Genomic DNA, 25934 nt, shown 5'->3' on the forward strand with positions numbered 1-25934 from the left:
AACCGCGGGCGGGGAGACCGCGGGCGGGGCGCCGCGGCATCCGCTCGGGTATACATGAGGCATGGCCGTCCGCACTCCCGACCCCGACCCGAACGAGCAGGGCGACGAGGGCGCCTCGCGCGATCCGCTGCGCGGGCTGGGGTCGTCGATGGGGCGTCCGGGCTCCGCCGGCAACCCGGCGTGGCTGAGCGACGTCGAGCTCGCCGAGGCGCGTCGCCGCCTGCCGATGCTGTACGTCGAGGCCGTGCCGGTGCGTCTGGACGGCATGGGCGCGGTGACCGACGTCGGCATCCTGCTGCGCGCGACGCCGATGGGCGAGATCTCCCGCACCATCGTGTCAGGGCGCGTCCGCTACGGCGAGACCGTGCGCGACGCGCTGTTCCGTCACCTCGAGAACGACCTCGGCCCGATGGCCTTCCCGCTGCTGCCGCCGCAGCCCGCCCCGTTCACGGTCGCGGAGTACTTCCCGATCCCCGGCGTGAGCGCGTTCCACGACGACCGGCAGCACGCCGTCTCGCTCGCGTTCGTCGTGCCGGTGACCGGCACGTGCGAGCCGCGTCAGGACGCCCTCGAAGTCACCTGGATGTCGCCCGAGGAGGCGTCGTCCGACGCCCTCGCCGCCGAGATGGAGGGCGGCCGCTCGACCCTCGTCCGGCAGGCACTCGCCTCGGTCGGCGCCCTGCGCTGACCCAGCCCCGCGCGCGACCCGCGCCGCCGCGCGACCGTCAGCCGCGCGTGAGGCGCGACAGCGCCGCGACGAACGCGTCGACGTCGGCCTCCGTGGTGTCGAAGGAGCACATCCAACGCACCTCGTTCTTCGAGGCATCCCAGTCGTAGAAGCGGAACGACTCGCGGAGCTGGTCGGCGACGCCGTCGGGCAGCGTCGCGAAGACGCCGTTCGCCTGCGTCGGCTGGCTGAAACGCACGCCGGTGATCGAACCGTCCGCCAGACCGGCCTCGATCGCCCCGCGAAGTCGCGCCGCCATCGCGTTCGCGTGGCGGGCGTTCCGCAGGTAGAGGTCGTCCTCGTAGAGTGCGATCAGCTGCGCCGAGACGAAGCGCATCTTCGACGAGAGCTGCATGTTGAGCTTGCGCAGGTAGGGGAGCCCCTGGGATGCCGCCGGGTCGAGCACGACGATCGCTTCGGCCGCGAGCGCGCCGTTCTTCGTGCCTCCCGCGCTGACGAGGTCGACGCCGGCGTCCTTCGTGAAGGAGCGGATCGGCAGGTCGAGGGCCGCGGCCGCGTTCGACAGGCGTGCGCCGTCGAGGTGCAGGCGCATGCCGCGGGCGTGCGCGTGGTCGGCGAGGGCGCGGATCTCGTTAGGCGTGTAGAGGGTGCCGAGCTCGGTGGACTGCGTGATCGAGACGACGAGCGGCTGCGCGCGGTGCTCGTCGCCCCAGCCCCAGGCCTCCATGTCGACGAGCTCGGGAGTGAGCTTGCCGTCGTCGGTCGGCACGTTGAGGATCTTGATGCCCGCGACCTTCTCGGGAGCTCCGCCCTCGTCGACGTTGATGTGAGCGGTGGATGCCGCGACCACAGCGCCCCAGCGGGGGAGCATCGACTGCAGGCCGGTGACGTTCGCGCCGGTCCCGTTGAAGACGGGGAACGCCTGCGCGTCCTCGCCGAAGTGACGCGCGAAGACCTCCTGCAGGCGTGCGGTGTACACGTCCTCGCCGTACGCGACCTGGTGGCCGTCGTTCGCGGCGGCGATGGCCGCGAGCACCTCGGGGTGGACCCCGGAGTAGTTGTCGCTGGCGAAGGAACGGATCGTCGGGTCGTGGAGCGTCGTCACCCCCTAAGCCTAGGTCTCACGCCGGTGGGCTTCCCCGTGTCGGAGCCCGGCGATACCCTCGCCGCATGAGTGAAGCGACACCGTCGTCGCGCACCGTTCCTCCGGGCGGGATGCGCACGTTCCTGCACGTCCTCGTGAACACGGCCGTCGCGAACGTCACGACGAGTTTCCTGTGGTTCGCCCTCACCTTCTGGGTGTACCTCGAGACCACGTCCGTGCTGGCCACGGGGATCATCGGCGGCGCTTACATGCTGCTGCTGGCGATCTTCGGCATGGTCTTCGGCACGCTCGTCGACCGCTTCCGCAAGCGCGCCGTCATGGTGTTCTCCGGGGTCTTCACGCTCGCGGCCTTCCTCGCGGCAGGTGCGATCTACGTGTCCCAGCCGGAGTCCGCGATCCTCGACCTCGGCGGACCGTGGTTCTGGCTCTTCTCCGGCATCATCCTGACCGGCGCCGTCGTCGAGAATCTGCGCAACATCGCCCTGTCGACGACGGTCACCCTCCTCGTGCCGACCGAGCGCCACGCGAACGCCAACGGCCTCGTCGGGACGGTGCAGGGCATCGCCTTCATCGTGACGAGCGCACTCTCGGGTCTCGCGATCGGACTCGTCGGCATGGGCTGGACCCTCGCCGTCGCGATCGCCTTCACCGCCGTGCCGCTCGTCCACCTGCTCTTCGTGCGCATCCCCGAAGACGCGCCGACGCCCGATCCGGGCTCGAAGATCCTCGACATCCGGGGGGCGGCTGCAGCCATCCGGGCGGTGCCGGGCCTGTTCGCCCTCATCCTCTTCTCGACCTTCAACAACCTCATCGGCGGCCTCTACATGGCGTTGATGGACCCGTACGGTCTGGAACTGTTCGACGTGAAGATGTGGGGCGTCGTCCTCGCGGTGACGGCGACGGGGTTCCTCATCGGCGGTGGCATCGTCGCGGCCAAGGGGCTGGGCAAGAACCCCATCCGCACCCTGTTGCTCGCGGTCGCCGTCATGGGTCTGCTCGGTGCGGTCTTCACGCTGCGGGAGTGGTGGTGGCTCTACGCGGTCGGGATCTGGGCGTACATGACCCTCGTGCCGGTGATCGAGTCGGCCGAGCAGACGGTCATCCAGAAGGTCGTCCCGTTCGAACGCCAGGGCCGCGTCTTCGGAGCGGCCACCGCGCTCGAGGTGTCGACCGGTCCGATCACCTCGTTCGCCATCGCGCCGATCGCGGAGTTCTGGATCATCCCGTACCTGCGCACCGACGAGGGTGAGCGGACGTGGTCCTGGCTGCTCGGCGAGGGCGAAATGCGGGGGATCGCGCTGATCTTCCTCGTCGGCGGACTCATCATGGTGGCCGCGGCGCTCGCCGCGTTCCTCACCCGGTCGTACCGGACGCTCTCGGCCGAGTACCGCGACGCTCCCGAGACGGCAGAAGCGGATGCCGCGGCCCCGGCCACCGGCATCCCTTCATCGTCGCGCGAAGCGGCAGGGGGCGTCGCCGCCGACTGATGCCATGGGTCGGAACGGCTTCGGCGCCCGAGTCTCCCCAGAGCTCGGACGCCGAAGCGGCTCCCGAACGCCTAGGCGTCGGAAGCGCGGATGCCGGCGACGCCGGCGATGACGGGACGCATCTTCTTCTCGAGGGCCTCGAAGAACATCGACAGCGGGAATTCGTCGTCGAGGACCGCGTCGGTGTACCCCTTGGGCGGGCCGGCGAGGATCTCGTCGGACAGCCCGCGGGCCCACTGCGACGCGGGGTGGGGCGTCACGGTCGTGCGCACGAGGTCGTAGGCGGCGAGCCAGTGCGCCACCTTCGGGCGGTCGATCGACTCCCAGTAGAGCCGGTCGATCGCGTCGCTCAGCGCGATGACGGCGTCGGCGACGCGGTCCCACTCGAACGCGAGCGAGGTGTCGGTCCAGTGCAGGACCCCGCGCTGGTGCAGCCAGGCGAACAGCAGCTGACCGCCGAGCCCGTCGTAGTTTCGGACGCGGGTGCCGGTGATCGCGAAACGGAAGATGCGGTCGAAGATGACCGCGTACTGCACGAGGCCGGCGTGCTCGAGCATCTCGCCTTCGGCATCCGTCCGCGTCGGCTTCGCCGACAGGTCCTTCTCGATCGCGACGCACTCGCGGAACGCCGTCAGGTCGCAGCGCAGCTCCTCGAGCGAGTACAGGAAGAACGGCATCCGCTGCTTGATCATGAACGGGTCGAACGGCAGGTCGCCGCGCATGTGGGTGCGGTCGTGGATGAGGTCCCACATGACGAACGTCTTCTCTGCCAAGCGCTGGTCGTCGAGCAGACGGGCGGCGGCCTCGGGCAGCTCGAGGCGGGTGATCTCGGATGCCGCCCGCACGACGCGGCGGTAGCGTGCGGCCTCGCGGTCCTGGAAGATCGCGCCCCACGTGAAGGTCGGCACCTCGCGCATGGCGACCGTCTCGGGGAAGAGGACGGCCGAGTTCGTGTCGTAGCCCGGGGTGAAATCGAGCAGACGGAAGGACACGAACAGACGGTTCGTATAGGTCTGCTCGAGCTCGGCGATGAACTCCGGCCAGATCGTCTCGACGAGGACGGCCTCGACCTTGCGGTCGCGGGTGCCGTTCTGCGTGTACATCGGGAACACGACGAGGTGTCGGAGGCCGTCGATGCGGTTCTGCTGCGGCTGGAAGGCCATGAGCGAGTCGAGGAAATCGGGCACCGCGAAGTCGTCGGACGCCCACCGGTCGAAGTCGGCGACGCTCGCCTCGAGGTAGGCGGCGTCGTGCGGGAAGGCGGGGGAGAGGGCACGGATGCCGGCGGTGATCGCCTCGACGTGCGCGCGGGCCGCGTCGTGGTCGGCGGGGTCGGGTACCGAGCCGTCGGTGGTCTGCAGGTCCTGCAGGGCGGTCGCGGCATCCCGCAGCAGCGCCCAGGCCTCGGAGGTCTCGGCCACGCGGGCGTCTTCGACGACCTCGGGCATTCCGATGATCGTCGATGTAGTGACGGTGCTCATGGTGGACCTCCTATCGGTTCTTGACGGTTTCCCGGCGCTTAACGGGAAGATTTCCGGTGATTTCAGCGTAAGGCCGTAAGGATCTCGTGTGCAACCTGGCTGCGGTAGCGTCGGAGCGTGCCCGCAGACGAGACCGACCCCGCCGATTCCGCGATCATCGCTGCGCTCTCGGCCAACGCGAGGGCGACGCTGGCGGAGCTCTCCGCGGTCGCAGGGCTGTCGGTGTCGGCGACGCAGGCGCGCGTCCGACGGCTCGAGGCGAGGGGGCTGATCGCCGGCTACCGCGCCGTCATCGATCCCGAGATCGCGGGCAAGCCGCTCGCGGCGTTCGTCGAGATCACGCCGCTCGACCCCGGCCAGCCCGACAACGCCCCCGAACTCATCGCGCACCTCGACGAGATCGAGGCGTGCCACTCCATCGCGGGCGACGCGGCCTACATGCTGTTCGTCCGCGTCGCGACTCCGCGCGACCTCGAGCGGCTGATCCGCGACATCCGTTCCGCCGCGTCCGTGAACACCCGCACGACGGTCGTGCTGCAGACCTTCTTCGAGCACCGTCCGATCTCGCCCGCCTGACGCCCGCCGGCATCCCGTGCCGCGCCCCGTGCGCCATGCGCCCGTGCCGCGCCCCGTGCGCCATGCGCCCGTGCCGCGCCCGATCCCGCGGGCGGTGCCGGTGCCCGCGCCCCGGCATCCCCGCGCCGAGTCACCACTCGACTGCCGAGTCACCACTCGAATGCGCGCCACGGGGTGGTGATTCGGCACGTCAGTGGTGATTCGGCGGGGACGCCGGCCTGCGCGCGCGTCCCGTCCGGCACGCGCGCCCCGGCGCGTGCCGCCCGGCTGACGCCCGCGCGCTGTCAAGAGGAGGCGGGACCGGCTCGCCCTGCCTAGCGTGGAGGCATGAGCGACACCCCCATCGGCCGCGAGGTCCTCGTCGTCGCGAACAGTCGATCCGGCGCCTCGCTGGGACGGCCCGACCGGGTTCCCGACGTGCGTCGCCGGATGCCGGGGGCCACCATCCGCGAACTCGCCGAGGACGAGACTCTCGATGACGTCGTGGCCGAGGCCATGGCCGAGGAGGAACCGCCCCGCGTGCTCGCGATCCTCGGCGGCGACGGGTCGGTCTCGCGAGCGGCGCACCTCGCGCGCCGCCACGACCTGACCCTCCTCGTCCTGCCGAACGGCACGTTCAATCACTTCGCCCGGTCGGCCGGCATCCCCGACGTCGATGCTGGACTCGACGCCTATGCAGCGGCGAACATCCGGCCCGTCGCGGTCGCCGAGGCCTCGGTGAACGGAGCTGACCCGATCACGGTGTTGAACGCCGTCTCGCTCGGGGCGTACCCCGAGTTCCTCGCCGAGCGCGAGCGTCGCACGAGCCTGGGCAAGTGGTGGGGCGGCGCCGTTGCCGCCTGGAGAGAGATGCACGATGCTCACGCGGTCGACATCGCCCGCGGCGGCAAGCGCGCCTCGGTCTGGTCGGTGTTCGCCGGCGTCGGACCCAACGACCCCGATCGCATCGCCACGATGCAGCGTGCGACGCTCGACGAGCCCGTCATCGACGTCCGCGTGCACCACGCTCGCGGGACGCGGGCGCGGGCCATCGCGTCGCTCGCGTTCGGGGAGAAGACCGTCACGATCCTGCGCGCACTCCGCGTGATGCCCCCGGCATCCGACATCGAACGCATCCTCGACGAGGACTTCGAGATAGAGGTCCGTGCCGGCAGTGCCCCCGACATCTGGGTGCACGACGGCGAGCTCGAAGAGGTGGGGCAGGACGGCTTCCGTCTGCGGGTCCGCGCGGTCCCCGAGGGCCTGCGGGTCTACCTGCCCGCGCGGGAATGACGGATAGATCTGAGGGCGGATACATCCCCAGACGGATGCCTCGCCCGACCCCGACCGCGTAGCGTTCAAGGGTGTTCCGCTCGCTCCGCCCGTACCAGGTCGCCGTCGACGCGTCCGTCGCGGTGCTGTTCGCGCTGGTGTCGCTTCCGTATGAGCTGGGCACGTCGACCAGTTCGTCGTACGACATCGGCGGATGGGGAGCGATACCGGTCGTGCTGCTCCTCTCCGGCGCACTCGGACTCCGCCGGTTCTCGCCGGGCCTCGCCCTCGCCGTCGCCTGGGGTGGCGCGATCGTGCAGATGGGGCTCGGCCGCGGTCCCGGGTTCGCCGACATCGCGATCTTCGCGGTGCTCTTCGCGACCGCCGCCTACGGTACGAGGCTGGTGTTCTGGCTCGGTCTCGCCTCGGTCGTCGTCGGCTCCGGAACGATCACGATCTATCTCTTCCGATGGGCGTTCCTCGGAAGCGGGTCGCTCTCCGACGTCCCGACGCTGATCTTCGTCCTGCTGGCGGCGCTGTTCGCACTCGGTCTCTCGTGGACCGCCGGCGCCCTCGTCCGCACCGCGATGCGCGCCCGCGCCAACCGAGCCGCGCAGTCGCGCGCCGAGGAGCAGACGGTCGCCGAGCAGGAACGCACCCGCATCGCTCGCGACATGCACGACATCGTCGCGCATTCGCTCGCGGTCATCATCGCCCAGTCGGACGGCGCGCGGTACGCCGCGGCATCCGATCCCGACGCCCAGGCCGCGGCGCTCGGCACCATCTCGTCCACTGCGCGCTCCGCCCTCTCGGACGTGCGCCTGCTGCTCACCCAGCTCCGCCACTCGCAGGCCGAGGGGCCGCAGCCGACGCTCGCCGACCTCGAGCAGCTCTACGCCCAGGTGCGCGCGGCGGGCGTCGAGCTGCGGGTGGACGTCGACCCGGCGCCGCGCGGCGAGGTCGCGGCATCCGTGCAGCTGTCGGTCTACCGCATCCTGCAGGAAGCCCTCACGAACGCGCTCCGCCACGGCGCCGCCACCGGCGTCGACGTCTCGCTCGCGTGGCACCCGGATCGTGTCGAGCTGCGCGTCCGCAACGAGGTCGCCCCCGTCCCCGAGGGAGCGGAGCGGCGCACCGGCGGCCACGGTCTGATCGGCATGCGCGAGCGCGCGCAACTGATCGGCGGTCGATTGGATGCCGCGGCCGCAGACGGCGTCTTCACCGTCGAGGCCTCGCTGCCCACCGGATCCGCGTCCGAGAACCCCGACCCCCTCGAGAGGAGCGCTCGGTGAGCGTCATCCGCGTCGTCCTCGTCGACGACCAGGCCCTGTTCCGTGCCGGCATCCGGATGGTCGTCGCCTCGCAACCCGACCTCGAGGTCGTCGGCGAGGCCTCCGACGGCGCGCAGGCGATCGAGGTCGTCCGCCAGACGCGCCCCGACGTCGTCCTCATGGACATCCGGATGCCGGTGATGGACGGGCTCGCCGCGACCGAGGCACTGCTCGCCGACGCCGAGCCGCCGAAGGTCGTCATGCTGACGACCTTCGACCTCGACGAGGCCGCGGCCCGGGCCATCCAGCGCGGGGCGAGCGGGTTCCTGCTGAAGGACGCCGATCCCGAGTTCCTCCTCGCCGCGATCCGCACGGTGCACGCGGGCTCGTCGGTCATCGCGGCCGCCGCGACGCGGGAACTCTTCGCGCAGCTGAACGAACCCGTGCGCGCCGTCCCGCCGACGTTCGGTGAGCTCACGGACCGCGAGCGCGAGATCTTCGCCCTCGCCGCACGGGGTCTCTCGAACGCCGAGATCGCCGCACGGGAGTTCCTCTCAGAGGCGACGGTCAAGACGCACGTCTCGCGCATCCTCGCGAAGCTATCGCTCCGCGACCGCGTGCAGCTGGTCGTCTTCGCCTTCGAGCACGGACTCGCCTGATCGGCGCACACGGGATCATCCTCCCGATGTAGGAGGTCGCGACGAGCGACCGACGCGGCGCACCGGGGCCTCTCCGTAGCGTCGGAGACATGCAGATCACGACCACCGAGATGGGCCTCGCCGCCCGCGTCCAGAACCTCACGAAGACCTACGGCGGCGGCGAGAACGCCGTCCGCGCGCTCGACGACGTCACCGTCGGCATCCGTCGTGGCGAGTTCACCGCCATCATGGGCCCGTCGGGCTCGGGCAAGTCGACGCTCATGCACATCATGGCCGGCCTCGACGCGCCCGCCTCCGGCTCGGTCTGGATCGGCGACACCGAGATCACCGGGCTCTCCGACGTCGAGCTCACGATCCTCCGCCGCCGGCGGGTCGGCTTCGTCTTCCAGTCCTTCAACCTCGTCCCGACCCTCGACGCGATCAGCAACATCACGCTGCCGTTCGACCTCGACGGACGCCGGCCCACCTCGCAGGAGAAGGCGCGCATCGACGGACTCGTCGCGACCCTCGGCCTCGGCCCGCGCCTCGGCCACCGTCCGCACCAGCTCTCGGGCGGCCAGCAGCAGCGCGTCGCGATCGCGCGCGCCCTCGCGACCGCCCCCGACCTCGTCTTCGCCGACGAGCCCACCGGAAACCTCGACTCGCGGTCGGGCCGCGAGGTGCTCTCGCTGCTTGCCGCCGCCAGCCGCGAGCACGGTCAGTCGATCGCCATGGTCACCCACGACCCCGTAGCCGCGTCGTACGCCGACCGCGTCCTGTTCCTCGGAGACGGGCGCATCGTCGCCGACAAGCCCCGTCAGACCGCCGAGCAGATCTCCGCTCACATGCTCAGCACGGAGGTGACCGCATGACCGCCATCGCCCCATCGGTGGTGAACACCATCGTCCCCGAAGCCCCGCGGGCGTCCCGCTTCGCCTGGCTGCGAGAGCGTGGCATGGGGGCGACGGTCCTCGTCTCGGCCATCTCGACGGCGTTCGGCGTCGTGCTCCTGTCGGCGACCGGCTATCTCGCCGTCGTGCTCGGGTCGAACCCGGAGTACGGCTCGTCCGGCACGATGGTGGTCGTGCTGGCGCTGCTCAGCGGCATCCTGCTCGCCGTCGCGGTCTACGTCGCCGCGATCGTCACCGCCAACACGTTCTCGACGATCATCGCCGGGCGCACCCGCCGCATCGCGCTCATGCGTCTCATCGGCGCGACCGCGCGCTCGCAGCGCAGCGAGGTCGCGACCCAGGGACTCGTCGTGGGTGCCATCGGTGCGGTCCTCGGCCTCGTGGTGACGACGGCCGGGGTGGTCGTGGCCGTCCCCGTACTGAACCGCGCCCTCGGGGTCACCTCGGAGTGGTCGCCGCTGCAGCCCGTGCTGCTCCTGCCGGCGATCGCCGTCGCGCTCACGACCTGGATCGCCGCGTGGTCGGGGTCTCGCCGGGTGCTGGCGGTGACACCTCTCGAGGCGCTGGGCGGCTCGGTCGAGCGTTCGCGTGAGGAGATCGCCGCGAAGCGCGGACGCAGGACGGGCGCGGTGGTCCTCGGCGCGATCGGTGTCGTGCTCCTGGTCGGTGGACTCCTCCTCGGCCTCCTGAGCCCCGCCGGCGTGCTCGTCGCGTTCTTCGGCGGACTCTTCTCCTTCACCGCCGTATCGATCAGCGCGGTATCAGTCATGCCGCCGCTCCTGAAAGCCACCGGGCGTCTGTTCGGAAGGTCCGTGACCGCGCGCCTGGCCGCGGAGAACGCGGTCCGCTATCCGGAGCGGTCGAGCCGCATGGCGATCGGCGTGGTCATGGGCGTCGCGCTCGTCGTGATGTTCGCCGTCGCCGCCGAGTCGGCGAAGTCCCTCGTAGCGGCATCGGCGGGCGGTGAGCCGGATGCGAGCTTCAACGAGATGATGGACGTCTTCTCGACGGTCATGATGTGCCTCGTCGCCGTCAGCGCCGTGATCGCCGCCGTCGGTCTCGTGAACCTCCTCACGATCGGCATCGTGCAGCGCAAGCGGGAGCTCGGTCTCCTGCGCGCTCTCGGGCTCACCTCCGCGCAGATCCGCCGCATGGTGCTCATCGAAGCGGCGCACGTCACCGTCACGGCGCTCCTGTTCGGCCTGGCGCTCGGCATCCTGTACGGCTGGGTCGCGGCGCAGTCGCTCCTCGGATCCGTCGCCATGCCGCCGCTGTGGCTGTCGCCGACGTTCGTCGCCCCGGCGATCCCGCTGGTCCCCGTCGCGATCGTGATCGTCGCGACCGCGGCACTCACCCTCGGGGCAGCGGTCGCTCCGACCCGGATCGCGACGCGCACGGCTCCCGTCGAGGCGCTCGCCGAGTGACCGGTGCCGCGCCTCCCTGCCACGGGCGCGGGGAGGCGCGGCATCCGTCCGTCAGTCGGCTTCGGCAGCCGGCGGGTCGTACGACCAGGTGGGCGCCAGGGCGCGCAGGCGCATGCCGCGGTACTGCCACGCCGCCCACAGGACGGGCCACAGGGGCAGGGCCGCGGCTCCGCCGATCGTGAGCCGATCGCGCCAGAGCGTCCGCGTGGGATCCCCCGGCAGCGGGCTCACCGCCATCTGGTGGTCCCAGACGTCGAGGGCGGCGAGTGCACCGGTCAGCGGGATGCCGCTGTCCCGGAAGATCCGCACCGGACCGTTCGTGTCCTCGGTGTACCGGTCGCTCGCGTGGATGAGCTGCTGGCCGGCGGGGATGATGCCGAGGGCGCGGATCTCGACCGGCACGTCGGTCCCCGGCTCGAACGAGGTCGGGAGCTCGCCGGCCATCGGGGCCATGTCGAGCAGAGGGCCGTAGAGCTCGGTGACGGCGCGAGGCGAGTGGAGGGCCCGCCAAGCGGCATCCGCGGTGCAGTCGAGCTCGAGCTTCAGGAGGATCCGCATCGGACCACTCTCGCATTCCTCTTCGGCACTCGATACGTTGGGAGCGCTCCCACTCCCGCGACGTCATCGTCGACCCTCCGGAAAGACCGCTATGCCCCTCGAACCCGCCATCGAATCCGGCGACCGCTCGCACACCCTCGCCCCCGTCGAGTCGGTCGCGCAGATCTCCTCGATGCTGCTCGACACCGACCCCACCCTCGACCCGGCTCTGGCCGAGGCGGCGCGGGTCGCGGCCACCGAGGGCGTCGTCCTCCTCACCAACGACGGGACCCTGCCGCTCGGTGAGCGTGCGGTCGCCGTGTTCGGGCGCGTGCAGATCGACTGGTTCGCGGTCGGCTACGGCTCCGGCGGCGACGTGAAGGTGCCTTACATCTGGAACCTCCTCGCCGGTCTCCGCGACGCGGGCGTCCGGGTCGACGACGAGCTCGCGACGCGGTACTCGACCTGGTCGGCGGCGAACCGCCCCGCCTTCGCCGCCACCTGGGGCGAGTGGCCGCACCACTTCCCCGAGATGGCCGTCGCCGACGCCGATGTCGCAGCTGCGGCTTCCCGTGCCGACACCGCCGTCGTCGCGATCGGACGCGCCGCGGGCGAGGCGCGCGACAGCATCCTCGAACCCGGCAGCTACTACCTGACGGCCGACGAGCGGACGCTCCTCGACTCCGTCACCTCGCACTTCGCCCACACGGTCGTCGTCGTGGATGCCGGCAATGTCATGGACCTCTCGTGGGTCGTCGACTACGGCGATCGGATCGGCGCGGTGCTCTTCGCGTGGCAGGGCGGAATGGAGGGTGCGCGCGCCGTCGCGGGCGTGCTGTCGGGCGAGCAGACCCCGAGCGGCAAGCTCACCGACACGATCGCCCTCACCTACGAGGACTATCCGAGTGCGCCGAACTTCGGCCACCTCGACGTCAACGTCTACGCCGAGGACGTCTTCGTCGGCTATCGCTACTTCGAGACCTTCGCCCCCGACCGGGTGCTCTTCCCCTTCGGGCACGGACTCTCGTACACGACGTTCGCGCTGGCGACCGAGGCGACGACGGATGCCGAGACGGTCCGACTCGACGTCACCGTGACCAACACCGGCGCACGTCCCGGCAAGGAGGTCGTGCAGGTCTACACCGGCGCGCCCGACGGCGCCCTCGGCAAGCCCGCGCGCCACCTCGCGGCCTTCGGCAAGACCGGCCTGCTCGCCCCCGGCGCGAGCGAGACCGTCCACCTCGACGTCCGGCTCGACGACCTCGCCTCCTACGACGACGGCGGCGCGACGGGGACGCGGAGCGCCTGGGTCCTGGAAGCGGGCGCGTACCCCGTGTTCGTCGGAACCGACGTCCGCTCCGCGGCGCGCGTCGCCGCGTTCGAGGTGCCCGAAACGCGCGTCGTGCGCACCGCGACCGAGGTCGCCGCGCCCGTCCACGCGTTCGAGCGGCTCACCGTGGGCCGCGCGGACGACGGCTCGGCCGTCGTCGCCCACGAGAGCGTCCCCACCCGCACCGTCTCCCGTGCCGAGCGCGTTCTCGGATCGCTGCCGGCGGAGTTCGCGCAGACCGGGGACCGGGGCATCGACCTCGCCGCCGTCGCTCGCGGCGCGGCATCCCTCGACGACTTCGTCGCCCAGCTCACCGACGAGGAACTGTCGCTCCTGGCGCGGGGCGACGTCACGATGGACAGCCCGCTGGGCGCGCCCGGCAACGCGGGGGTGCTCGGCGGGGTCTCCGAGTCGCTTCGCGCGAAGGGCGTGTCGCCCGTCACCACGACGGACGGACCGAGCGGCATCCGTCTGTCGGCGTACGCGTCGCTGCTCCCGTCGGGGACGGCGCTCGCCTCGACCTGGAACACGGCCCTCATCGAGGAGCTCGCCGCACTTCACGGAGAGGAGATGCGCCGGAAGGGCTCCGACGTCCTGCTGAGCCCCGGCATGAACATCCATCGCGACCCGCTGTGCGGGCGGAACTTCGAGTACTTCAGCGAGGACCCGGTCGTGACCGGCCGGATCGCGGCAGCCGTGGTGCGCGGAGTGCAGCGCACGGGCCTGTCGGCGTGCCCCAAGCACTTCGCCGCGAACAACCAGGAGACCAACCGCACCCGCAACGACTCGCGCGTCTCGGAGCGGGCGCTCCGCGAGATCTACCTGCGCGGGTTCGAGATCTGCGTCCGCGAGGCCGCGCCCCGCGCGATCATGACCTCGTACAACCAGATCAACGGCGTGTGGGCGCACTATCACTACGACCTCGCGACCGTCATCCTCCGCGAGGAATGGCGCTACGAGGGCGTCGTCATCACCGACTGGTGGATCGAGAACGCCGTCGATCCCGACTTCCCCGCCCTCGAGGACAACGCCTACCGCGTCCGCGCACAGGTCGACGTCCTCATGCCCGGAGGTGTGAAACGGGATGCCGCTCCCCAAGCGCAGGCCGACACGACGATCCTCGACTCCCTCGCCCGTGAGGAAGGGATCACGCGGGGTGAACTCCAGCGGACGGCCCGGAACGTCCTCGGGCTCGTCATGTCGCTGAAGCCGGTCGTCGACGCTCGTACGCTGGAGGGATGACCGCGAGCCCGTTCGATCAGTCCCGCTATCAGCTGCGCTTCGACTGGGGGCGGGACGGGCTGACCCGTCTCGCACCCGCCGATGTGGTCGTCGTCGTCGATGTCCTGCGTTTCTCGTCGACGGTCTCGGCACGCGTCGCCGCCGGCGAGACGGTGACGCACGACGAGGCCGCCCACGCCGTGTCGCGCAACGGGGCGGCAGTCGCGACTGCCGCAGCAGAGACGGGCGCGACCGTCTTCCTCGGGAGCCTCCGCAATGCGACCGCCGTCGCACAGGCGGTCCTCGCGGAGCAGAACCGTCGCGCGGCGCGGACGAGCGTGAGCATCGTCGCCGCCGGCGAACTGCACGGACCGGGGGATGCCGCGGTCCTGCGCTTCTCCGTCGAGGACCAGCTCGGCGCGGGCGCGGTGTTCGCCGCGCTCGAGACGATCGGTCTGGATCACTCGTCGCCGGAGGCCGCGGCGGCATCCGAAGCGTTCCGGGGTCTCCGGTCGGCGGTCCGCCATCTCCTCACGGCGAGTGGCTCCGGCCAGGAACTGCTCGACGCCGGTCGCCGCGACGAGGTGCTCGCCGCCGCGGTTCACGACGCGGACGAGACGGTCCCCGTCCTCCGTGACGGCGTGTGGCAGGCCTACGAGGTGGTCAGCGCGGCGTGAGGGCCTCGCGCCGGGTCGCAGCGGTGATCTCGCGGCGCCGCCAGGTGATCAGGTAGCGCTCGTCGAACGTCGGCGCGCAGCGCGCACACGACGTCGCCCGCGTCGCCTTGCGGTGGCGGTATGCGACGTGTCCGGCGGGGCACACGCCGACCCAGGGAGCGAGCTCCGTCGCCGTCTCGCCGCGATGGGTGACGCCGCCGGTGTATCCGAGTGAGCGCGCGATGCGCTTCCATTCCGCGCCGTGCCCGGCGGCTGCGCCCGCGATCGCGTGGGCGATCTCGTGCAGGATCGTCTGACGGTTGGTCTCGGCGTCGTAGCGCGCGGCCAGGTATCGCGAGAGGGTGATGCGCTTGCGCAGGTAGTCGCACGCGCCGGCGCGCCGTTTGGCGTTGTCGAAGGCGAAGCTCCACGAGTCGTCGAGCAGCTGCCGCAGCAGCGTCTCGGCCTCGCGGCGCACGTCGATGAGGTCGCTCATGCCAGCACGATAGGACGCAGGTACGACACTCGGGTCGAAGGTCTCAGCCGGCGACCGTCGTGCTGTTGCGGCGACGGTCGACGGCGTCGATGGCGAGCAGCGTCGACTCGAGCTGATCCTCGGGAGCGCCCGCCTCCTGCCGCAGGAACAGCGCCTTCTTGAAGTCGGCGCGTGCTGCGGCGTCGTCGCCCGCGTCGAAGTGGACCTTGCCGCGGTGCTGGCATCCGAAGGCAGCGACCGCCGACCAGCCCTGGCCTTCGGCCTCCTCGACGCACGTGTTGAGCTCGTGGATCGCGGCGGCGTATGCGCCGCGGAACTGCTGCACGCTCGCGTGCAGCATCCGGGCGCGCAGCAGGTCCTTGCGTGTGCCGGCCATGCGGGCCACGCGCACGGACTCCTCCGAGACGACGAGAGCGTCGTCGAGGCGTCCGAGGACCTTCAGCAGCCACACCTTCTCGAGCATCGCCGCGAGGCTCCGCTGCTCGCCGAGGTCGGCGAGGCGTGCCTGGCATTCGTCGAGGTCGACGATCTCTCGGAGAGTCTCCGGGTCGTATCCCTTGATGAAGCCCACAGCTGTTCCTTCCGACCCTGCAACGTGTGTCTCCAGTGTCGCCGCGGCTCGCCCGGAATGCGCTGAGGGCGCGCCGCGCGTCGTGGCCTCAGCGGTCGAAGACGGATGCCGCAGGTTTCGGGGACGGGGTGGAATCGGCATCCGTCATGATCCGCGCATCGCGCGCGAACGCCTCGAGTTCGGCGCCGTGGGCGACCTTCGCGGGATGGGGTCCGGCCGCCATCAGACGCGGCAGCCACTCCATCGGCAGCTCGGAGGGTGAGGCCGCGATGACGATGTTCCCGAACCGCCCGCTCTTGAGCGTCCGCACCTCGGCGAGGACGACGACGTGCTCGAGGACGGAGCGGACGGTCGCGACCTGCCTGCGGGCGAAGGCGAGCCCGCTGCCGTCGGCGATGTTGACGAGCAGGATGCCGGTCGGCGCGAGGAGCCCCGCGAGGATCCGGTAGTACTCGACGCTCGTGATGTGGGCGGGCGTCTGCGCGCCGGCGAACACGTCCGAGACGACGAGGTCCACCTGGCCGACGATGCCGGGAGGGAGGCGCGCCGCGACGTCGCGGGCGTCGCCGATCCGCACGCGCAGCTGACCCGTGCGCGGCAGGGGGAGGTGCTCCCGGACGAGGTCGACGAGCGCCTGCTCGAGCTCGATGACCTGCTGCCGCGACCCCGGTCGGGTGTGCTCGACGTACCGGGGGAGGGTCATGGCGCCCGCGCCGAGATGCACCGCGGTGAGGGGTTCTCCCGGCATCCCCATCTGATCGATGACGGCGCCCATACGGGCGACGTACTCGAAGTGGAGATGCGACGGATCGTCGAGATCGACGTGCGACTGCGGGGTGGTCTCGACGACCAATTCCCACCCGCCGGCGAACCGGCCGGGGATGATGCGCGCCTGCCTCCCGTCGGACAGTCTGGCGACAGGCGGGTCGAGGGGGGCGCGGGAGCGGGCCATCCGACTACGGTAGCCCGCAGGAAGAAACACGATCGAGATACAGCTGTAACCGCTTACCGGCAGTGTGGACGGTAGCGTCAGCCGCATCCCTTCGGCAGCGCCGCCTCCTGGCGCGCCGCCGACGAGCCCCATCGGAAGGTGCACAGCAATGCTCCCCATTTCCCGGAAGCGGGTGGTCGCGGGCGCCGCGGCCCTCGTCATCGGTGCGCTCGCGCTCAGCGCGTGCGCCAGTCAGCGAGGCGGCGACGACAACGCGGAAGGACCCGCGGACGTCGACGGCACGTTCGTCTTCGCGGCGTCGTCCGACCCCGCGAGCCTCGACCCCGCCTTCGCCCAGGACGGCGAGACGTTCCGCGTCTCGCGCCAGATCTTCGAAGGCCTCGTGGGCACCGAGCCCGGTACGGCCGACCCCGCCCCTCTCCTCGCCGAGTCGTGGGAGACGTCCGACGACGCGCTGAGCTACACGTTCGCCCTCAAGAAGGACGTGACGTTCCACGACGGCACCCCGTTCAACGCCGAGGCCGTCTGCGTCAACTTCGACCGTTGGTACAACTGGGAGGGCCTGGCCGCCAGCGAGGCGCTCGGGTACTACTACAACAAGCTCTTCAAGGGCTACGCGTCGAGCCCCGACGCGGCCGTGTACGACTCGTGCACGCCCGACGGCGACTCGTCCGTCACGATCGCCCTCAAGAAGCCCTTCGCCGGCTTCGTCGCCGCGCTGTCGCTGCCAGCCTTCGGGATGCAGTCGCCGAAGGCGCTCGAGGAGTACAAGGCCGACGAGGTGGGCGGGACCGCCGAGGCTCCGACCCTCAGCGAATACGCCACCGGCCACCCGGCCGGCACCGGCCCCTACAAGTTCGACGAGTGGTCCCGCGGCGAGCAGGTCACCCTGAGCTCGTACGCCGACTACTGGGGCGACAAGGGCCAGATCGACAAGATCATCTTCCGCACGATCGACGACCCCACCGCGCGTCGCCAGGCTCTCGAGTCCGGCTCGATCGACGGCTACGACCTCGTGGGTCCCGCCGACACCGGAGCGCTCGAGGACGCCGGCTTCACGATGGTGTCCCGCCCGCCCTTCACGATCCTGTACCTCGCCTTCAACCAGGCGGTCGAGGAACTCCAGGACCCGAAGGTCCGTGAGGCGCTCTCGTACGCGGTCGACAAGGACGCCCTGATCTCGCAGGTCCTCCCCGAGGGCACCGAGAAGGCGACGCAGTTCATGCCGCCGAGCGTCAACGGCTGGAACGCCGACGTCACGACCTACGACTACGACCCTGAGAAGGCCAAGTCGCTCCTCGCCGAGGCCGGCTACACCGAGGCCAACCCGCTGAAGCTGACCTTCAACTACCCGGTCAACGTCTCGCGTCCCTACATGCCGGACCCCGAGCAGATCTTCACGGTTCTGTCGTCCCAGCTGAAGGACGTCGGCGTCGAGGCCACGCCGAAGTCGAACGAGTGGGGCGAGTACCTCGACCTCATCACGGGCGGCACGGACCACGGCATCCACCTGCTGGGCTGGACCGGTGACTACAACGACACCGACAACTTCCTCGGCGTCTTCTTCGGCCAGAAGTCGGCGGAGTGGGGCTTCGACAACCCCGAGCTCTTCCAGGACCTCACCGACGCCCGCGGCATCGCGGACCTCGACGAGCAGACGAAGCTCTACTCGGAGATCAACGAAGAGGTCGCGAAGTTCATCCCCGGCGTCCCGCTGGCCCACCCGGCTCCCACGCTGGCCTTCGACTCCCGCGTCGAGAGCTACCCGGCGAGCCCCGTGAACGATGAGGTGTTCAGCCAGATCGTCCTCACGAAGTAAGCCGATCGAGGCAGCGCCTGCTGCCTGACCGGTGCGGGGCGGGATGACCTCCCGCCCCGCACCGACCTCCACGAAAGCGACACCCGTGCTGCGAACCATCGGCAATAGGCTCCTGCTGCTGATCCCCACCCTCCTCGGCCTGAGCATCCTGCTCTTCTGGTGGGTCCGAACCCTCCCCGGCGGTCCCGCCCAGGCGCTCCTGGGCGAGAAGGCCACCCCCGAAGCCGTCGCTCGGATCAACGAGCTCTACGGATTCAACCGTCCTCTGATCGAGCAGTACTTCACCTGGATCGGGCGACTGCTGTCGGGCGACTTCGGCACCTCGCTGCGCACGAGCCAGCCGGTGCTCGACGAGTTCCTCCGCCGGTTCCCGGCGACCATCGAGCTCTCGGTCGCGGCGCTGATCATCGCCGTCGGAGTCGGCGTGCCGCTCGGCTATTGGGCCGCGCGCCGCCACGGCAAGGCAGCCGACAGCACCGCCGTCGTCTTCAGCCTGCTGGGGATCGTCGTGCCGGTGTTCTTCCTGGCCTTCATCCTGAAGTACGTGTTCGCGGTCCAGCTCGGCTGGCTCCCGTCGGACGGACGTCAGGACCCTCGCATCGAGGCCACCCACTACACGAACTTCTACGTGCTCGACGGGCTGATCACGGGCGAATTCGACGCCGCGTGGGACGCGATCCTGCACCTGATCCTGCCGGCCATCGCCCTCGGCACGATCCCTCTCGCGATCATCGTGCGCATCACCCGGGCATCCGTCCTCGAAGTGCAGAACGCCGACTACGTCCGCACGGGCAAGGCCAAGGGCGTTCCCGGTGCGCTGCTGCGCAACCGATTCATCCTGCGGAACGCCATGCTCCCGGTCATCACGACGATCGGTCTGCAGGCGGGCCTGCTGCTGTCGGGGGCGATCCTCACCGAGACGGTCTTCGCGTTCCCCGGTATCGGGTCGTTCCTCTCCAGCGCGATCTTCAACCGCGACTTCGCCGTGCTGCAGGGCTTCATCATCTTCATCGCGATCGTCTACGCGCTCATCAACCTGCTCGTCGACGTCTCGTACAGCCTGATCGACCCGAGAGTGAGGGTCTCATGAGCACCGTCCTTCCCCCCGCCGCAGGCGGCAGCGCCGCCGACGACTCGACCGTCGCCGTCCTCACCGCGGGCACCGGCGGCGCCCCGCGCGGCGGTTTCTGGCACGACGTCTTCCGCCGGCTCCGGCGCAGCCCCACCGCGTGGGTGGGCCTCGCCATCGTGCTGCTGTTCGTGGTGGTCGCCCTCCTCGCCCCGCTGCTCGCCCCGTACCCCGAGACGGCGTTGCCCGGAGCACGCGAGATCACCCCGACGTACATCCCCGGGCCCGGCGAGATCGCCGCGTTCCCGCTCGGCCTCGACCGCTTCGGCGGCGACGTGGTGTCGAAGCTCATCTGGGGAGCACAGGCATCCCTCCTCATCGGTGTCGTCTCGACGGCCTACGGCCTCATCGGAGGGATGCTGCTGGGCCTCATCGCCGGGACGTTCGGCGGCTGGGTCGACAACGTCATCATGCGACTCGTCGACATCCTGCTGTCGGTGCCGAGCCTGCTGCTCGCCGTCTCGATCGCCGCGATCCTCGGTCAGAACCAGAACTCGGTCATGATCGCCATCGGTGTCGCGCAGGTGCCGATCTTCGCGCGCCTGCTCCGCGCCTCGATGCTGCAGCAGCGCTCGGCGGACTACGTCCTGTCGGCACAGACCCTGGGCCTCGGTCGCGGGCGCATCACGATGACCCACGTCCTGCCGAACGCGGTAGGCCCCGTCATCGTGCAGGGCACCCTGTCGCTCGCGACGGCCGTCATCGACGCCGCGGCGCTGTCGTTCCTCGGCCTCGGCGGCGGGCGCCCCGAGACGGCGGAGTGGGGCCGCATGCTCACCTACGCGCAGGCCGAACTCGCGATCGCGCCGTGGCTCGCGTTCCTCCCCGGTATCTGCATCGCCATCACGGCGCTCGGATTCACGCTGTTCGGTGAGGCGCTGCGCGAGGCCATGGACCCGCGGACGCGCGGGCGCTGAGCTTCTGCAGGAGCGCGGCTGACACCGCTGGTACCGCTCCGCGATCCCGGCGGGTCGGACGACAGGGCCCCTTCCCCGACTGTCCGGCCCACCGGGATCGCTTCGCTGCCCGGGGATGGCGAGTGGGCGGGTGTGCCGGTGTTCCGTATTCAGTCTCCGCGGCGCGGAGAGGGGACGAAGGGCACGAGATGACGTGCGAAAACGTCCTCGCCGATCGTCGCGAGACTGAATACGGAACGCGCGTCGGGGCGTATCGGCGCGGAACCCGGGTCAGACGGCGATGTCGAGTTCGTTGCCGGGGATCGAGGAGAGCAGGTTCCGCGTGTACGGGTCACGCGGGTTCGTGAAGATCTCCTCGCTCGAGGCCGCCTCGACGAGCGCGCCGTCCTTCATGACGCAGACGTAGTCGCTGATCAACCGAACGACGGCGAGGTCGTGCGAGATGAAGAGGTAGCTGAGGCCGTACTCGGTCTGCAGGTCGCGGAGCAGGGTCAGGATCTGGTCCTGCACGAGCACGTCGAGCGCCGACACGGGCTCGTCGCACACGATGAGCTCCGGCGACAGAGCGAGCGCGCGCGCGATCGCGACGCGCTGGCGCTGGCCTCCGGAGAGCTCCGACGGGTAGCGGCGCAGCATCGACGCGGGCAGGGCGACGTCGTCGAGCAGCTTCCGCACGCGCGCGGCGCGGTCCTTCGCCGACCCGCGGTTGTAGAAGTCGAGCGGCTCCTGCACGATCCGCTCGATCGTGAACATGGGGTTCAGCGACGAGTACGGGTCCTGGAAGATCGGCTGCACCTTCTGACGGAACTCGCGGAGCTGTCGTCCTTTGAGGGATGCCACGTCCGTGCCGTCGTAGCGGATGACGCCCTCCGTGGGGTCCACGACCTTCAGCAGCATCCGCGCAGTCGTCGTCTTGCCGGAACCCGACTCGCCGACGATCGCGACGGTCTCTCCGCGCGGGATCGAGAACGACACGTCCTTGACGGCAGCGAAGTCCTCCTTCTGGCCGCGGACGTTGTAGAGCTTGGTGAGTCCCTCGACCTCGACGATGTTGTCGACCGGCTTCGGTGCGGCATCCGGAGTCGGCTCGGTGAACGCCTCGGGACGCAACCGAGCGACGGCGACCGACGGCGCCGCCTGCACGAGGGACTGCGTGTAGGGATGCTGCGGGTCCTCGAGGATCTGCCGGGCCGGGCCCTGCTCGACGATGCGTCCGCGGTGCATGACGACGACGCGGGCGGCGCGCTCGGCGGCCAGCCCCAGGTCGTGCGTGATGAGGAGGACCGAGGTGCCGAGCTCGGTGGTCATGCGTCCGAGCTGGTCGAGGATCGTCTTCTGCACGGTCACGTCGAGCGCACTCGTGGGCTCGTCGGCGATGAGCAGACGGGGGTTGCAGGCGAGCCCGATCGCGATGAGCGCGCGCTGGCGCATGCCGCCCGAGAACTCGTGCGGGTACTGCTTCGCGCGGTCCTCTGCGTTCGGCAGGCCCGCGGCGGCGAGGGTCTCGACGACCTTGCGGTCGACGTCCTTCCTGGTCGCGAGTCCGTGGGCGAGCAGGGTCTCGGCGACCTGAGTGCCGATCTTCGATGTCGGGTTGAGGTTCGACATCGGGTCCTGCGGGACGAGTCCGATCTGTGCGCCGCGGATGCCTCGCATCGTCGACTCGGAGGCCCCGACGAGCTCTTGGCCGTCGAGGCGGATGCTGCCCTGCGCGACGCGACCGTTGCCGGCGAGCAGGCCGATCACGGCCATCGCCGTCGTCGACTTGCCCGAGCCGGACTCTCCGACGATCGCGACGGTCTCGCCGGCGGCGAGGTCGAGGTCGACGCCCTCGACCGCCCGCACGGAGCCGTCGATGGTCTGGAACTCGACGGCGAGGTCGCGGACCTGCAGGAGGGGCGCGCCGGGGGCGGGGGAGGTCTCGAAGGGCATTCCCCCATCCTGCCCTCCGCCCGCCGCCTGCGCACGGGTGGATCGCCCGGCTTTACCCAGCCGTAACGACCCGCGGTGTCTCAGCCGTCGCGGCGGGCGCCCTCGGAGGGCCGGACCGTGAAGACGTGCGGCTCGGTGTGGCCCGCGGCGGCGAAGGCCGCGAGCACCGCCTCGCGCACCGCGGGTACGGCGTCGCGCTCGATGAGCGCGATCGCCGAGCCGCCGAAGCCGCCGCCGGTCATGCGGGCGCCGATCGCGCCGTTCGCACGGGCGGTCTCGACGGCGAGGTCGAGCTCGGGCACCGAGATCTCGAAGTCGTCGCGCATCGAGGCGTGCGAGGCGTACAGCAGGTCGCCGATGGCACGCGGGCCCTGCTCGCGGAGTGTGCGGACGGTGTCGAGCACGCGCTGGTTCTCGGTCACGACGTGACGCACGCGGCGGTAGGTCTGCTCGTCGACGAGCTCCTCGACGCGGGGGAGCTGATCCACCCTCACGTCGCGGAGGGCGGGGACGTCCATCGCCTGAGCGCCGCGCTCGCACGCCGCTCGGCGCTCGCCGTAGCCGCCGGTCGAGTGGGCGTGGGCGACGCGGGTGTCGATCACCATGAGCTCGAGGCCCGACGCGTCGAAGCCGAGTTCGACCACCTGGGCGTCGAGGCTCCGGCAGTCGAGGAAGGTCCCGGCATCCGTCTCACCGAGCATCGACGCCATCTGATCCATGATCCCGGTCGGGGCCCCGACGGCCTCGTTCTCGGCGCGGCGGCCGGCCTGGGCGAGCGCGACGCGGTCGAGGCCCAGGCCCCACACGTCGTTCAGGGCCGAACCGGTCGCGCCCTCGATGGCCGCCGACGACGAGAGCCCTGCGCCGACGGGGACGTCCGAGGCGAAGGCGAGGTCGACACCGGTGACGGATGCCGCATCCGTCCCGGTCGCCTGCAGCAGCGCCCACGCGACACCGAGCGGATAGCGGGCCCACTCGACGACCTCGTCGCGGCGCTCGGGGAAGAGCGCGTCGAGGTCGGCGAGGGCGACCTCGACCGGTGCCTCGTCGAAGGTCGAGACGACGCGGATGCGGCCGTCCGCGCGTCTTCCGAGCGCGACGTGCGTGCGGTGCGGCGTCGCGAACGGGAAGACGAAGCCGTCGTTGTAGTCGGTGTGCTCGCCGATCAGGTTCACGCGGCCGGGAGCCGACCAGAGTCCGACCGGCTCGGATCCAGTGAGGGTGGCGAAGAGGCTCCGGGCCTCGGCGGCAGCGGTCACAGCGTGACTCCTTCGATGGCGGTGCGGAGGCGCGCGGCGGCATCCTCCGGGGGGACGTCGCCGATCCAGGCGCCCATGGCGGCCTCGGATCCGGCGAGGAACTTGAGCTTGTCGGCGGCGCGGCGCGGGCTCGTGAGCTGCAGGCTCAGGCGCACCGTCTCGCGGCCGACGTGGACCGGCGCCTGGTGCCAGGCGGCGATGTACGGCGTCTCGGACTCGTAGAGCGCGTCGACGCCGCGGAGCAGACGCAGGTAGAGCGGAGCGAGCTCGTTCTTCTCCTCGTCGGTCAGGCCCGCGAAGTCGGCGACGTGGCGATGCGGGAGCATGTGGATCTCGATCGGCCAGCGCGCGGCGAACGGCACGAACGCGGTCCAGTGCTCGCCGCGCAGCAGCACGCGGGGCCCGGCCTGCTCGAACTCGAGGATGCGCTGGAACAGATCGGGGGCGGTCCGATCGATCGAGTCGAGCAGGCGGGTCGTCCGCGGGGTGACGTAGGGGTAGGCGTAGATCTGCCCGTGCGGGTGCTGCAGCGTCACTCCGATGGCCTCGCCGCGGTTCTCGAACGGGAAGACCTGCTCGATGCCGGGCAGCGCCGAGAGGGCTGCGGTGCGGTCGGCCCACGCCTCGATGACGGTGCGGGCGCGCGTCACGGTCTGCGTGCCGAACGACCCGGTGCGCTCGGGCGAGAAGCAGACGACCTCGGTGCGGCCGACGCTCGTGCGGGTGCGACCGAGACCGAGGTGCGCGAGGTCGTCGAGTCCGCGCGGCGGGTCGATGCCGGCGGGCACGTCGTCCGTGGCCTCGGCGAGGGCGGGACCGAACGAGGGCGACTTGTTCTCGAAGACGGCGACGTCGTACACCGAGGGGATCTCGGAGGGGTTGGTCGCGGTCTGCGGTGCGAGCGGGTCGAGTTCGGCAGGGGGCAGGAAAGCGCGGTTCTGGCGGTTCGCGGCGATCGAGACCCAGTCGCCCGTCAGGACGTCCTGCCGCATGGTGGCGGTCTCGGGCCGCGCGCCGAGGTCGCGGGCGTCGACGGCGCGGTCGACGCCGAGCGTCGTGCCCGGGTCGTCGAAGTAGATCAGCTCGCGGCCGTCGGCCAGGCGGGTGCTGCGCTTGACGACGCCGGCGCCGAGGTCACTCGTCTCGGCGGGCGCGTGCGTGCCGTTCTCCGGTGTGTTCACGTCAACACGGTAGCCGAACGGCTATGTTATCGTCAACATCACGCGAGTCTCCGGAGTCGAGCACGCATTCGCGAGGCGAAGTCCGGGCAGGGGAGGATGCCGTGCAGCGACGCATCTCGATGGCCGACGTGGCCGCGGCCGCGGGCGTCTCGGGGCAGACCGTTTCTCGGGTCGTCAACGCCAGCCCGCGGGTCGACCCCGAGACGCGGATCCGTGTCGAGGCCGCCATGGCCGACCTCGGTTACCGGCCCCACCGCGCCGCCCGGGCTCTGCGCACCGGGCGCTCCGGCACGATCGGCGTTATCGTCGCCACCCTGTCGACGGTCGGCAACTCGCGGATGCTCGAAGCCGTGGCATCCGCCGCCGCCCGACGAGACCTCGCCGTCACCCTCGTCGCGCTTGCGGGCCGCGCCGACGTCGGTGCCGCGTTCGACCGGCTGCACGACCTCGGCGTCGACGGCGCCGTCGTGCTCAACGAGGCGACCGCGATCGCCGAAGGCGTCACGCCGCCCGCGGGCCTCGCACTCGTGGCCGTCGACTCGCCCGGCGGTGCGTTCGCCACGGTCCAGTCCGATCACGCGGGCGGCGCCGAGGCGGCTACGCGCCGGCTGCGGGATGCCGGACGTCGCACGGTCGCGCACGTCGCCGGTCCCGCCGGCTCGTTCGCGGCGGACGAGCGCGAGCGCGGCTGGCGCGCCGCGCACGACGGGGCGCGCGTGCCCGAACCCGTGCGCGGGGACTGGGGCGCGGCATCCGGTCACGCGGCGGGTCGGGCGCTCGCAGCGGACCCCGCGGTGGACGCCGTGTTCGCCGCGAACGACCAGATGGCGCTCGGCGTGCTGCGTGCGCTCGCCGAGGCCGACCGCGACGACGTCGCCGTCATCGGGTTCGACGATGTCGCGGATGCCGCCGACTACCGCCCGCCGCTCACCACCGTCCGACAGGACTTCGACGCCCTCGGCGAGGCCGCCGTCGCCGCCCTCGCGGCGACGCTCGACGGCGCGCCCGCGACGCGGACCGTCGTCCCGACGACGCTCATCGCCCGCGCGTCGGGCTGACGCGCCGACCCCGCCTGCAACGACCGACCCCACCCTGCCCGCGC

23 protein-coding genes are annotated in these 25934 nt (G+C 71.0%); 14 read left to right on the forward strand and 9 right to left on the reverse strand.

Features of this window, described 5'->3' with window-relative positions; translation table 11 throughout:
• Nucleotides 1-61: 61 nt before the first annotated feature.
• Nucleotides 62-688: an NUDIX hydrolase family protein gene (locus QE428_RS07095; protein WP_091359221.1), complete on the forward strand. Its 627-nt coding sequence runs from the start codon at nt 62-64 to the stop codon at nt 686-688.
• Nucleotides 689-725: 37 nt separating this feature from the next.
• Here QE428_RS07095 and QE428_RS07100 read toward each other — a convergent pair whose 3' ends face one another.
• Nucleotides 726-1793, reverse strand: coding sequence for a low specificity L-threonine aldolase (locus QE428_RS07100; protein ID WP_133398695.1), 1068 nt, complete (start codon nt 1791-1793; stop codon nt 726-728).
• 65 nt (nt 1794-1858) lie between these two features.
• On the opposite strand from QE428_RS07100, the gene QE428_RS07105 reads away from it, so the two are divergent.
• The gene (locus QE428_RS07105; protein ID WP_307467463.1) at nt 1859-3280 is read left to right on the forward strand and encodes an MFS transporter; all 1422 of its coding nucleotides are present in this window, start codon (nt 1859-1861) and stop codon (nt 3278-3280) included.
• 71 nt (nt 3281-3351) lie between these two features.
• On the opposite strand, the gene QE428_RS07110 is transcribed toward QE428_RS07105, so the two are convergent.
• On the reverse strand, nt 3352-4761 hold the full coding sequence (locus QE428_RS07110) for a DUF6421 family protein (protein WP_307467466.1): 1410 nt from the start codon (nt 4759-4761) through the stop codon (nt 3352-3354).
• A gap of 117 nt (nt 4762-4878) precedes the next feature.
• Between QE428_RS07110 and QE428_RS07115 the strand changes: the two genes are divergently transcribed.
• From QE428_RS07115 to QE428_RS07140, 6 genes are all read left to right on the forward strand, one after another.
• Entirely contained in the window at nt 4879-5337 is a 459-nt protein-coding gene (locus QE428_RS07115) for an Lrp/AsnC family transcriptional regulator (RefSeq protein WP_091359232.1), read from the forward strand.
• A 327-nt stretch (nt 5338-5664) separates the two neighbouring features.
• Nucleotides 5665-6609, forward strand: coding sequence for a diacylglycerol kinase family protein (locus QE428_RS07120; protein WP_307467471.1), 945 nt, complete (start codon nt 5665-5667; stop codon nt 6607-6609).
• Nucleotides 6610-6680: 71 nt separating this feature from the next.
• On the forward strand, nt 6681-7880 hold the full coding sequence (locus QE428_RS07125) for a sensor histidine kinase (protein ID WP_307467476.1): 1200 nt from the start codon (nt 6681-6683) through the stop codon (nt 7878-7880).
• A complete protein-coding gene (locus QE428_RS07130; RefSeq protein ID WP_133398690.1) occupies nt 7877-8518 on the forward strand; it encodes a response regulator transcription factor in 642 nt (213 codons plus the stop codon). The genes QE428_RS07125 and QE428_RS07130 overlap by 4 nt, the downstream gene beginning before the upstream one ends.
• Nucleotides 8519-8607: 89 nt before the next feature.
• Nucleotides 8608-9369, forward strand: coding sequence for an ABC transporter ATP-binding protein (locus QE428_RS07135; protein ID WP_091359243.1), 762 nt, complete (start codon nt 8608-8610; stop codon nt 9367-9369).
• Nucleotides 9366-10832: an ABC transporter permease gene (locus QE428_RS07140; RefSeq protein ID WP_307467481.1), complete on the forward strand. Its 1467-nt coding sequence runs from the start codon at nt 9366-9368 to the stop codon at nt 10830-10832. The genes QE428_RS07135 and QE428_RS07140 overlap by 4 nt, the downstream gene beginning before the upstream one ends.
• 51 nt (nt 10833-10883) lie before the next feature.
• Here QE428_RS07140 and QE428_RS07145 read toward each other — a convergent pair whose 3' ends face one another.
• On the reverse strand, nt 10884-11390 hold the full coding sequence (locus QE428_RS07145; protein ID WP_091359250.1) for a hypothetical protein: 507 nt from the start codon (nt 11388-11390) through the stop codon (nt 10884-10886).
• 91 nt (nt 11391-11481) lie between these two features.
• Between QE428_RS07145 and QE428_RS07150 the strand changes: the two genes are divergently transcribed.
• Nucleotides 11482-13941: a glycoside hydrolase family 3 protein gene (locus tag QE428_RS07150; RefSeq protein WP_307467485.1), complete on the forward strand. Its 2460-nt coding sequence runs from the start codon at nt 11482-11484 to the stop codon at nt 13939-13941.
• The gene (locus QE428_RS07155) at nt 13938-14597 is read left to right on the forward strand and encodes a 2-phosphosulfolactate phosphatase (protein WP_091359256.1); all 660 of its coding nucleotides are present in this window, start codon (nt 13938-13940) and stop codon (nt 14595-14597) included. The genes QE428_RS07150 and QE428_RS07155 overlap by 4 nt, the downstream gene beginning before the upstream one ends.
• Here the strand turns inward: QE428_RS07155 and QE428_RS07160 are convergent.
• From QE428_RS07160 to QE428_RS07170, 3 genes are all read right to left on the reverse strand, one after another.
• Nucleotides 14584-15072, reverse strand: coding sequence for a SprT-like domain-containing protein (locus QE428_RS07160; RefSeq protein WP_091359260.1), 489 nt, complete (start codon nt 15070-15072; stop codon nt 14584-14586). The genes QE428_RS07155 and QE428_RS07160 overlap by 14 nt on opposite strands.
• Nucleotides 15073-15115: 43 nt before the next feature.
• Nucleotides 15116-15643 carry a hypothetical protein gene (locus QE428_RS07165; protein ID WP_091359263.1) on the reverse strand — a complete coding sequence of 176 codons (528 nt, stop codon included), beginning with the start codon at nt 15641-15643 and terminating at the stop codon, nt 15116-15118.
• Between the two features lie 88 nt (nt 15644-15731).
• The gene (locus tag QE428_RS07170; RefSeq protein ID WP_091359266.1) at nt 15732-16595 is read right to left on the reverse strand and encodes a spermidine synthase; all 864 of its coding nucleotides are present in this window, start codon (nt 16593-16595) and stop codon (nt 15732-15734) included.
• A 148-nt stretch (nt 16596-16743) separates the two neighbouring features.
• Between QE428_RS07170 and QE428_RS07175 the strand changes: the two genes are divergently transcribed.
• From QE428_RS07175 to QE428_RS07185, 3 genes are all read left to right on the forward strand, one after another.
• Complete coding sequence (locus QE428_RS07175; RefSeq protein ID WP_165971307.1) at nt 16744-18414, forward strand: ABC transporter substrate-binding protein; 1671 nt, start codon at nt 16744-16746, stop codon at nt 18412-18414.
• 85 nt (nt 18415-18499) lie between these two features.
• Nucleotides 18500-19504: an ABC transporter permease gene (locus QE428_RS07180; RefSeq protein WP_133398686.1), complete on the forward strand. Its 1005-nt coding sequence runs from the start codon at nt 18500-18502 to the stop codon at nt 19502-19504.
• Nucleotides 19501-20460: an ABC transporter permease gene (locus QE428_RS07185; RefSeq protein ID WP_091359274.1), complete on the forward strand. Its 960-nt coding sequence runs from the start codon at nt 19501-19503 to the stop codon at nt 20458-20460. Before QE428_RS07180 ends, QE428_RS07185 begins: the two co-directional genes overlap by 4 nt.
• A gap of 270 nt (nt 20461-20730) precedes the next feature.
• Here the strand turns inward: QE428_RS07185 and QE428_RS07190 are convergent, their stop codons facing one another.
• From QE428_RS07190 to galT, 3 genes are all read right to left on the reverse strand, one after another.
• Entirely contained in the window at nt 20731-22392 is a 1662-nt protein-coding gene (locus QE428_RS07190) for an ABC transporter ATP-binding protein (protein ID WP_091359276.1), read from the reverse strand.
• Between the two features lie 80 nt (nt 22393-22472).
• The gene (gene galK / locus QE428_RS07195; protein ID WP_307467499.1) at nt 22473-23651 is read right to left on the reverse strand and encodes a galactokinase; all 1179 of its coding nucleotides are present in this window, start codon (nt 23649-23651) and stop codon (nt 22473-22475) included.
• A complete protein-coding gene (gene galT / locus QE428_RS07200; protein ID WP_307467503.1) occupies nt 23648-24832 on the reverse strand; it encodes a galactose-1-phosphate uridylyltransferase in 1185 nt (394 codons plus the stop codon). The genes galK and galT overlap by 4 nt, the downstream gene beginning before the upstream one ends.
• Before the next feature lie 119 nt (nt 24833-24951).
• On the opposite strand from galT, the gene QE428_RS07205 reads away from it, so the two are divergent.
• Nucleotides 24952-25890, forward strand: coding sequence for a LacI family DNA-binding transcriptional regulator (locus QE428_RS07205; protein WP_307470681.1), 939 nt, complete (start codon nt 24952-24954; stop codon nt 25888-25890).
• Nucleotides 25891-25934 lie beyond the last annotated feature (44 nt).

The sequence above is a fragment of the Microbacterium sp. SORGH_AS_0505 genome, assembly GCF_030818715.1.
GTDB lineage: Bacteria > Actinomycetota > Actinomycetes > Actinomycetales > Microbacteriaceae > Microbacterium.

Bases quoted from the DNA above. Each gene is read 5' to 3' on its own strand.
- QE428_RS07095 (WP_091359221.1), top strand. From the start codon at position 62: ATGGCCGTCCGCACTCCCGACCCCGACCCGAACGAGCAGGGCGACGAG.
- QE428_RS07105 (WP_307467463.1), top strand. From the start codon at position 1,859: ATGAGTGAAGCGACACCGTCGTCGCGCACCGTTCCTCCGGGCGGGATG.
- QE428_RS07110 (WP_307467466.1), bottom strand. From the start codon at position 4,761: ATGAGCACCGTCACTACATCGACGATCATCGGAATGCCCGAGGTCGTC.
- QE428_RS07120 (WP_307467471.1), top strand. From the start codon at position 5,665: ATGAGCGACACCCCCATCGGCCGCGAGGTCCTCGTCGTCGCGAACAGT.
- QE428_RS07135 (WP_091359243.1), top strand. From the start codon at position 8,608: ATGCAGATCACGACCACCGAGATGGGCCTCGCCGCCCGCGTCCAGAAC.
- QE428_RS07140 (WP_307467481.1), top strand. From the start codon at position 9,366: ATGACCGCCATCGCCCCATCGGTGGTGAACACCATCGTCCCCGAAGCC.
- QE428_RS07145 (WP_091359250.1), bottom strand. From the start codon at position 11,390: ATGCGGATCCTCCTGAAGCTCGAGCTCGACTGCACCGCGGATGCCGCT.
- QE428_RS07150 (WP_307467485.1), top strand. From the start codon at position 11,482: ATGCCCCTCGAACCCGCCATCGAATCCGGCGACCGCTCGCACACCCTC.
- QE428_RS07155 (WP_091359256.1), top strand. From the start codon at position 13,938: ATGACCGCGAGCCCGTTCGATCAGTCCCGCTATCAGCTGCGCTTCGAC.
- QE428_RS07160 (WP_091359260.1), bottom strand. From the start codon at position 15,072: ATGAGCGACCTCATCGACGTGCGCCGCGAGGCCGAGACGCTGCTGCGG.
- QE428_RS07170 (WP_091359266.1), bottom strand. From the start codon at position 16,595: ATGGCCCGCTCCCGCGCCCCCCTCGACCCGCCTGTCGCCAGACTGTCC.
- QE428_RS07175 (WP_165971307.1), top strand. From the start codon at position 16,744: ATGCTCCCCATTTCCCGGAAGCGGGTGGTCGCGGGCGCCGCGGCCCTC.
- QE428_RS07185 (WP_091359274.1), top strand. From the start codon at position 19,501: ATGAGCACCGTCCTTCCCCCCGCCGCAGGCGGCAGCGCCGCCGACGAC.
- QE428_RS07190 (WP_091359276.1), bottom strand. From the start codon at position 22,392: ATGCCCTTCGAGACCTCCCCCGCCCCCGGCGCGCCCCTCCTGCAGGTC.
- QE428_RS07205 (WP_307470681.1), top strand. From the start codon at position 24,952: ATGGCCGACGTGGCCGCGGCCGCGGGCGTCTCGGGGCAGACCGTTTCT.